The organism is Nonomuraea sp. NPDC003201, assembly GCF_053590415.1.
Map to the genome: position 1 here is coordinate 1 of NZ_JBSFTC010000419.1, position 7,736 is coordinate 7,736.

General features: G+C 71.4%; 7 protein-coding genes. All 7 read right to left on the bottom strand.

The genetic code is table 11. The features are described 5' to 3' along the window. Positions 1–376: 2Fe-2S iron-sulfur cluster-binding protein (locus ACWDX9_RS56315; protein WP_449971110.1), on the bottom strand; the 376-nt coding region annotated here is incomplete at its 3' end. Beyond that, positions 373–621 carry a sarcosine oxidase subunit delta gene (locus tag ACWDX9_RS56320; RefSeq protein WP_319708365.1) on the bottom strand — a complete coding sequence of 83 codons (249 nt, stop codon included), beginning with the start codon at positions 619–621 and terminating at the stop codon, positions 373–375. The genes ACWDX9_RS56320 and ACWDX9_RS56315, both read right to left, overlap by 4 nt. Before the next feature lie 10 nt (positions 622–631). After that, positions 632–1,843 (bottom strand): sarcosine oxidase subunit beta family protein, encoded by a 1,212-nt coding sequence (locus tag ACWDX9_RS56325; protein WP_449971113.1) that lies wholly within the window; start codon positions 1,841–1,843, stop codon positions 632–634. Then, complete coding sequence (gene glyA / locus ACWDX9_RS56330; protein ID WP_449971116.1) at positions 1,840–3,096, bottom strand: serine hydroxymethyltransferase; 1,257 nt, start codon at positions 3,094–3,096, stop codon at positions 1,840–1,842. Before glyA ends, ACWDX9_RS56325 begins: the two co-directional genes overlap by 4 nt. A gap of 14 nt (positions 3,097–3,110) precedes the next feature. Continuing rightward, on the bottom strand, positions 3,111–5,513 hold the full coding sequence (locus tag ACWDX9_RS56335) for a GcvT family protein (protein WP_449971120.1): 2,403 nt from the start codon (positions 5,511–5,513) through the stop codon (positions 3,111–3,113). Between the two features lie 185 nt (positions 5,514–5,698). Next, complete coding sequence (locus ACWDX9_RS56340) at positions 5,699–6,673, bottom strand: ABC transporter substrate-binding protein (RefSeq protein WP_449971126.1); 975 nt, start codon at positions 6,671–6,673, stop codon at positions 5,699–5,701. Between the two features lie 30 nt (positions 6,674–6,703). Beyond that, positions 6,704–7,736: ABC transporter permease (locus ACWDX9_RS56345; protein ID WP_449971123.1), on the bottom strand; the 1,033-nt coding region annotated here is incomplete at its 5' end.

Sequence of the window (7,736 nt, forward strand, 5' to 3'; positions counted from 1 at the left end):
GGCCGGCGCCGACCACCAGCACGTCGCAGTGGGCGTGCACGGCGTCGTAACGGGCCGGGTCGGGCTCGGCGGCCAGGCGGCCCCGGCCGGGCAGGCTGCTCGCCACGAGCCCGTCGTACAGCTCGATCGTGGTGGCCGGCCGCATCGGCTCGGGGAAGGGCCGCTCGATCTGGACGACCGCGTTGGGCTCCTCGCTGCCCGCGGCGAAGATGCCGCGCGGGCGGCCCAGCTTGACGCTGGTCGCGGCTTGGCGCACGCCGTTGGCCAGCAGCGCGGAGGCCAGGGTGTCGCCGGGGTGGCCGGTCAGCTCGCGGCCGTCGAAGCGGAAGCGCAGCGTGCCGCCGCGGTCGATCAGCCCGCCGGTGGACAGCCTCATCGGGCCTCCAGGATCTCGTTGGTGGCGGTGTCGCGGACCAGGTTGAACCAGCGGCGGCAGCCGGCCGCATGGCTCCACCGCTCGGCGAAGGGGCCCTTGGGGTTGTCGCGGAAGAACAGGTAGCGCGCCCACTCCTCGTCCGACAGCGCGGCCGGGTCGGCGGGGTAGGCGACGTGGGCCTGCCCGCCGTAGTGGAACTCGGCCTCGTCGCGAGGGCCGCACCAGGGGCATGGGATCTGCAGCATCGGCGGTTCCTCAGTGCGCGACCGCGGCGGCGCCGTGCTCGTCCACGAGCGCCCCGGTGGTGAATCGGTCAAGGGAGAAGGGGGCGTTGAGCGGGTGCGGCTCGTCGTTGGCCACGGTGTGCGCGAAGCACCAGCCCACGCCGGGTGTCGCCTTGAAGCCGCCGGTGCCCCAGCCGCAGTTGAGGTAGAGGTTCCGGACCGGGGTCAGGCCGACGATCGGCGAGGCGTCGGGCGAGACGTCCACCACGCCGCCCCAGGTGCGCAGCACGTGCGCGCGGGCGAAGATCGGGAACAGCTCCAGCGCGGCGGCCATCTGCCGCTCGATGATGTGGAAGGCGCCGCGCTGCCGGTAGGAGTTGGCCGCGTCGATGCCGGCGCCCATGACCAGCTCGCCCTTGTGCGCCTGGCTGACGTAGACGTGCACGGCGTTGGACATGACGACCGTCGGGTGCACGGGTTCGAGCAGCTCGGACACCAGCGCCTGGAGCGGGTGGCTCTGCAGCGGCAGGTCGATCCCCGCGGTCTTGGCCACGACCGAGGTGTGGCCCGCGGCGCACAGCGCGACCCGGCCGGCGGAGATCGGGCCCCGGGTGGTCTCCACGCCGGTGACCCGGCCGTCGCTCACCTGCAGCCCGGTGACCTCGCAGTGCTCGATGAGGTCCACGCCGAGGGCCGCCGCGGCGCGGGCGTACCCCCAGGCCACGTGGTCGTGCTTGGCGATGCCGGCGCGGGGCTGGAAGGTGCCGCCGAGCACCGGATAGCGCACGCCGGGCGAGATGTCCACGATCGGGCACACCTCGCGGACCTGCTCGGGGTCCAGCCACTCGGCGTCGACACCGTTGAGCCGGTTGGCCTCGACGCGGCGCACGCTGTCGCGTACGTCCTGGAGGCTATGTGCGAGGTTGAGCACGCCGCGCTGGCTGAACAGCAGGTCGTAGCCGAGCTCCTCCTCCAGGCCCTCCCACAGCTTGAGCGCGTGCTCGTAGATGCCCGCGCTCTCGTCCCACAGGTAGTTGGAGCGGATGATCGTGGTGTTGCGCGCCATGTTCCCGCCGGCCAGCCACCCCCGCTCCAGGACCGCGATGTCGGTGATGCCGTGGTTCTTGGCCAGGTAGTAGGCGGTGGCCAGGCCGTGCCCGCCGGCTCCGACGATGACCACGTCGTAGGAGCGCCTGGGCTCGGTGGCGCCCCACAGCCACTCGGGGTGCTCGGGCAGGTTCATCGCGCCTCTCCGTACAGCGGGTGCTTGCCGGCCAGGACCTCGACCCGGTCGCGCAGGAACGACAGGTCGGCCTCCGGCGTCAGCGCGGTGGCGATGATGTCGGAGACCTCCGCGAAGTCGGCCGCCTCGAAGCCGCGCGTGGCCAGCGCCGGGGTGCCGATCCGCAGGCCCGAGGTGACCATGGGCGGTCGCGGGTCGAACGGCACGGCGTTGCGGTTGACCGTGATCCCGGCCGCGTGCAGCCGGTCCTCGGCCTGCTTGCCGTCCAGCGCGGACTCGCGCAGGTCGACCAGGACCAGGTGCACGTCGGTGCCGCCGGTCAGCACCTTCACGCCCGCGGCCGCCGCGTCGGGCGCCAGCAGCCGGTCGGCCAGGATGCGGGCGCCCTCCAGTGTGCGGAGCTGCCGCTCCCTGAACGCCTCCCCGGCGGCGATCTTGAAGGAGACCGCCTTGGCCGCGATCACGTGCTCCAGCGGGCCGCCCTGCTGGCCGGGGAAGACCGAGGAGTTGATCTTCTTGGCGAGCTCCTCCGTGGACAGGATCACCCCGCCGCGCGGGCCGCCGAGCGTCTTGTGCGTGGTCGTGGTCGTGATGTGCGCGTGCGGCACGGGGGAGGGGTGCAGCCCGGCGGCCACCAGCCCGGCGAAGTGCGCCATGTCCACCATCAGGTACGCGCCCACCTCGTCGGCGATCCGGCGGAAGGCCGCGAAGTCCAGCTGCCGCGGGTAGGCCGACCAGCCGGCGATGATGAGCCTGGGGCGGTGCTCGCGGGCCAGGCGCTCGACCTCGTCCATGTCCACCAGGTGGTCGCTCTCGCGCACGTGGTAGGCGACCACGTTGTACAGGCGGCCGGAGAAGTTGATGCGCATCCCGTGCGTCAGGTGGCCGCCGTGGGCCAGGTCGAGGCCGAGGATGGTGTCGCCGGGCTCCAGCAGCGCCGCCATCGCCGCCGCGTTGGCCTGGGCTCCCGAGTGCGGCTGCACGTTGGCCGCCTCCGCGCCGAACAGCGCCTTGATCCGGTCGATGGCGAGCTGCTCGATCACGTCCACGTGCTCGCAGCCGCCGTAGTAGCGCCGGCCGGGGTAGCCCTCGGCGTACTTGTTGGTGAGCACCGAGCCCTGGGCCGCCATCACGGCGGCGGGCGCGAAGTTCTCCGAGGCGATCATCTCCAGCGTCGAGCGCTGCCTGGCGAGCTCGGCGCCGATCAGGGCGTGGACCTCGGGGTCCACCACGTCCAGCGGGGTGTCGATCATATGAGGTCCTTTCCCTAACCGCGCAGCCGGGTCATCGCCGGGTCGAAGAGCGGCTCCTCGGCCACGACAGCCGGGACGCGCTGGTCGAAGTAGCCGATGTGCAGGGCCTGGCCCGGGCTCGCGAGCGAGGCGGGCAGCCAGGCGTAGGCGATGCCGCGGCCGACGGTGTAGCCGTAGGCGGCGCTGGTGACGTAGCCGACGGCCCGGTCGCCGTCGTAGACCGGCTCCTTGCCCATGACCACCTCGTCGGTCAGCAGGCAGGTGAGCTTCCTGCGGACCGACTCCTTGCGCTCCAGCAGCGCCCGGCGGCCGACGAAGTCGCCCTTGTCCAGCTTGACGGCGAAGCCGAGGCCGGCCTCGTACGGGTCGTGCTCAAAGGTCATGTCGGTGCCGAAGGAGCGGTAGCCCTTCTCCAGGCGCAGGCTGGTGAAGGCGCCGCGGCCGCCGGCCAGCACGCCGTGCTCCTGCCCCGCGGACCAGAGCGTGTCCCAGAGCTTGAGCCCCATGTCGGCGGTGGTGTAGATCTCCCAGCCGAGCTCGCCGACGTAGGACAGGCGCAGCATGGTGACGGGCACGTTGCCGATGAAGCCGCGGGCGCCGCGGAAGTACTTCAGCGCGGTCAGGTCGATGCCGGTCAGTGGCTGGACCAGGTCGCGGGCCCTGGGGCCCCACACACCCAGGCAGCAGGTGCCGGCGGTGACGTCGCGGATGAACACGTCGGCCGGGCGGCGCCGCTCCAGCCAGTCCAGGTCCAGGTTGCCGTTGGCGCCCAGCTGGAAGCGGTCGGGGCCGAGCCGGGCCACGGTGACGTCGCTGCGGATGCCGCCGTCGGTGTCGAGCAGCAGGCAGTACGTCACCGAGCCGACCGACTTGTGGACGTCGCCGGTGGTGATCCGCTGCAGGAACGCCAGTGCGCCGGGGCCGCTGACCTCCAGCCGCTTGAGCGCGCTCATGTCGTACAGCGCGACCGCCTCGCGGGTGGCCTGCGCCTCGGCGCCGACGATCGGCGACCAGTACTGGGCGGCCCACGCGCCGGGCGTGGGGAGGTCGCGCCCGTCGAGCAGCGGCGCGTTGGCGCCGTACCACTGCGGGCGCTCCCAGCCCGAGGCCTCCAGGAAGACGGCGCCCAGGTCCTGCTGGCGCGGGTGGAAGGGGCTCAGCCGCAGCGGGCGCGGGTGCTCCATCGGCTGCAGCGGGTGGATGATGTCGTAGACCTCGACGTAGTTCTGGCAGCCGCGATCGCGCACGTAGTCGGGCGCCAGCTGGTGCGGCTCGAACCGGTTGACGTCGCACTCGTGCAGGTCGAACGAGGAGCAGTGGCCGTCGACCAGCCACTCGGCCATCGCCCGGCCGACGCCCGCGGAGTGGGTGACCCAGACCGCCTCGGCCACCCAGAAGCCCTCGACGTCCTGGGACTGCCCCATCAGCGGCAGGTGGTCGGTGGTGAAGGAGAACAGCCCGTTGATGCCGGACTCGACCTCCGCCTTCTGCGTGTCGGGCAGCAGCGCCTGGGTCTCCTCCCAGGCCTTGGCGAAGTCGTCGGGGGTGAAGGTGAGCACCGACGGCATCACCTCCGCCTCGTCCACCGCGAGGATCTCGTCGGCGGTGATCGGCATCGGCCGGTGGCCGTAGTAGCCGATGCCGAGCGTGTCGAAGCGCTCGCGGTAGTACAGGTCGGCGTCCTGGTGGCGGAGGATCGGCCGGGTGGCCTCCTCGGTCTGGCCGGCCAGCCCGGGCACCTGCCCGGTCCAGGCGAGCTGGTGGGCCAGCGGGGTGAGCGGCAGCTCCATGCCGGCCATGCGGGCCACCTTCGGGCCCCAGATCCCGGCGCAGCACACGACCACCTGGGCGGGCAGGTCGCCGTGGTCGGTCACCACCGCGCACACCTTGCCGTCCTGGGTCCTGATGTCGAGCACCTCGTGCCGGGGCAGCACCCGCACGCCGCGCTCCCGGGCCCTGGCCAGCTGGGCGTCCACCGCCTTGACCGCCTTGGCCAGCCCGTCCGTCGGGACGTAGAGCCCGCCGAGCACCTTGGCCTCGTCCAGCAGCGAGTGCTTGGCGGCGCACTCCTGCGGCGTGAGCAGGTGGGCTTCGAGCCCCCACGCGACCGCCCAGCCGTGCCTGCGGTGCAGTTCGGCCAGCCGCTGCGGGCTGGTGGCCACCTCGAGCCCGCCGACCTGCAGGAAGCTGTCGAGCTCGACGAACTTCTCCGCGGTGTAGCGGGCCATCTCGGTCATCGTCTTCGACCCGTTGACCTGGAAGACCAGGCCGGGGGCGTGCGAGGAGGAGCCGCCGGTGGCGGGCACGTCCCCCTGGTCGACGACGGTGACGTCGGTCCAGCCTCGGGCGGACAGCTCGTCGGCCAAGGCCGCGCCGACCACGCCCGCGCCGATGATGACCACGCTCGGGCCCGTCATAGCCACCTCCGTTGTTGCGGTATATGCAACCAAACGCGCTTTCCGCAACAAGCGTCGCTCGCCGCATTCCGGGTGTCAAGGGGTGTTCTGTCTTATTCAGTACAGCCTTTCGGCCGGTGAGCGCACGCGTACGCCCGGCCCGATCGCGGCAGGACGATCGGGCCGGGCGCACGGCGGAGGAGCGGTCAGGTCGCGGGGAGCCAGGCCTTGACCTTGTCGGGGTTGGCGGCGACCCACTTGGCGGCCGCCTCCTCGGGCGTCATCTTGTCCTCGGCGATGTACTTGGCCACGAGGTTCTGGTCGTCGTTGGTCCAGGTGAAGTTCTTGACCAGGGTGTAGGCGGGGCTGCCCGAGTCCGCGAACTTCTTGCTCACGATCTTGTCCAGCTCGTACGGCGGGTAGTCGCAGGCCACCTTGGCCGCGTCGGCGTCGCACCCCTTGGTGTACGCGGGCAGATCGACCTTGACCAGCTTCACCTCGGACAGGAACCACTGCGGGTCGTAGAAGTAGCCGATGAGCGGCGTCTGCTGCTTCTCCGCCTGCCGGAAGGCCTGGATGAGCGCGGTCTCGCTGCCCGCGTAGACGACCTTGTAGTCCAGGTCGAGGTTCTTGACCAGCGCCGCGTCGTTGGTGACGAAGGACGGGTCGCCGTCGAGCAGTTGGCCCTTGCCCTCGGACTCGGAGGTCTTGAACAGCGAGGCGTACTTGTTGAGGTTCTTCGAGTCGGTGATGTCAGGATATTTCTTGGCCATCCACGGCGGCACGAACCAGCCGATGACGCCCTTGTTGCCGGTCGGCCCCGCCGAGACGGCGACCTTCTGCTCGTCGATGTACTTCTTCTTCAGGTCGTCGTGGGCCCAGTTCTCCACGACCGCGTCAACCTCTCCGGTGGCGAAGCCCTGCCAGGACACCTCCTCCTTCAGGTCCTTCTTCACCACCTTGCAGCCGAGGTTCTTCTCCGCGACGAGCGCGATCACCGCGGCGTTGGCCTCGTAGCCCACCCATGGGTTGACTGCGAGGTTGAACGTGCCGCACGTCTTGCCGCCGCCTCCCGCGGCGGCCTGCTGGGTTTCGCCGACCTTCGCTCCGCTGCACGCGCTGAGCAGGAGGCCGCCGCCGGTCACGAGCGCGAGCGCCCTGATCCTGCCGCTTCTCGACATCGCCACTTGGTCCTCCTGTGTTCCTGTTCCTTATTTGGTCGCAAGCCCTCCGTGGGCGGCGGCGTCGGCCCGTTGCGTGGCGGCGCGCATGACGCGGTCGAGCACGATGCCGAGCACGACGATCGCGATCCCGGCGGCCAGCCCCTTCCCGCGGAGCTCGTGCTGGGAGAACCCGGCCACCACGTCGTAGCCGAGCGCCCCCGCGCCCACCAGGCCGCCCACGACGACCATCGAGAGCACGTAGATGAGTCCCTGGCTCGCGGCCAGCGTCACGCCGCTGCGCGCCATCGGCAGCTGCACCTTGGAGATCAGCTGCCAGGTGCCCGCCCCCGCCGAGGTCGCCGCCTCCACCGTGGTCGGGGAGACCCGCCTGATGCCCTCGGCCACCAGCTTGATCGCCACCGGCGCGGCGAAGACCACGGCGGCGATGATCGCGGTGAACCGCGTCGGGCCGAACAGGCCGAGGATGGGCACCAGGTAGACGAAGGCGGGCATGGTCTGCCCCGCGTCGAGCACGGGACGCAGCAGGGTGTCGGCCCGGTCGCTGCGGCCCATCCACACGCCGGCGACCACCCCGAGCACCATCACCAGGATGGTCGCGACCAGCGTGGAGGCCAGCGTCACCATGCTGTCCTGCCAGAGTCCGAGCGCCAGCACCATCAGCAGCCCGACGGCGGTGACCAGCGCGGCCCGCGCGCTGCCCACCAGCAGGGCCACGGCGACCGCCACCAGGCAGACCAGCCACCAGGGCGAGCCGGTCAGCAGGGCCTCGAACGGGTTGAGCAGCCCGTTGGTGAGCGCGTTCTTCAGCGCGTTGGTGTAGGTCACCAGGCTGTCCTGCACCCAGGCGCTGGCGGTGTCCGCGGCGTTGCGCACGTACGGGCCGACGTTGGCCTCGATGGGAAAGTCCGCGGCCCAGAGGTAGGTGTAGGACTGGTACGCCAGCACGGCCGCGATCCCGAGCACGCCCGCCACCTCGATGCGGCGCCGGCGCCGGCCGGGGCCTCGTTGGCCGTGGCGCGGATGAGGCTGGCCCAGACCGAGCTCAGGAAGGCCCAGGTCG

Coding starts and splice junctions, on each gene's coding strand:
- ACWDX9_RS56335 (WP_449971120.1), bottom strand. CDS start 5,513: ATGACGGGCCCGAGCGTGGTCATCATCGGCGCGGGCGTGGTCGGCGCG.
- glyA (WP_449971116.1), bottom strand. CDS start 3,096: ATGATCGACACCCCGCTGGACGTGGTGGACCCCGAGGTCCACGCCCTG.
- ACWDX9_RS56340 (WP_449971126.1), bottom strand. CDS start 6,673: ATGTCGAGAAGCGGCAGGATCAGGGCGCTCGCGCTCGTGACCGGCGGC.
- ACWDX9_RS56320 (WP_319708365.1), bottom strand. CDS start 621: ATGCTGCAGATCCCATGCCCCTGGTGCGGCCCTCGCGACGAGGCCGAG.
- ACWDX9_RS56325 (WP_449971113.1), bottom strand. CDS start 1,843: ATGAACCTGCCCGAGCACCCCGAGTGGCTGTGGGGCGCCACCGAGCCC.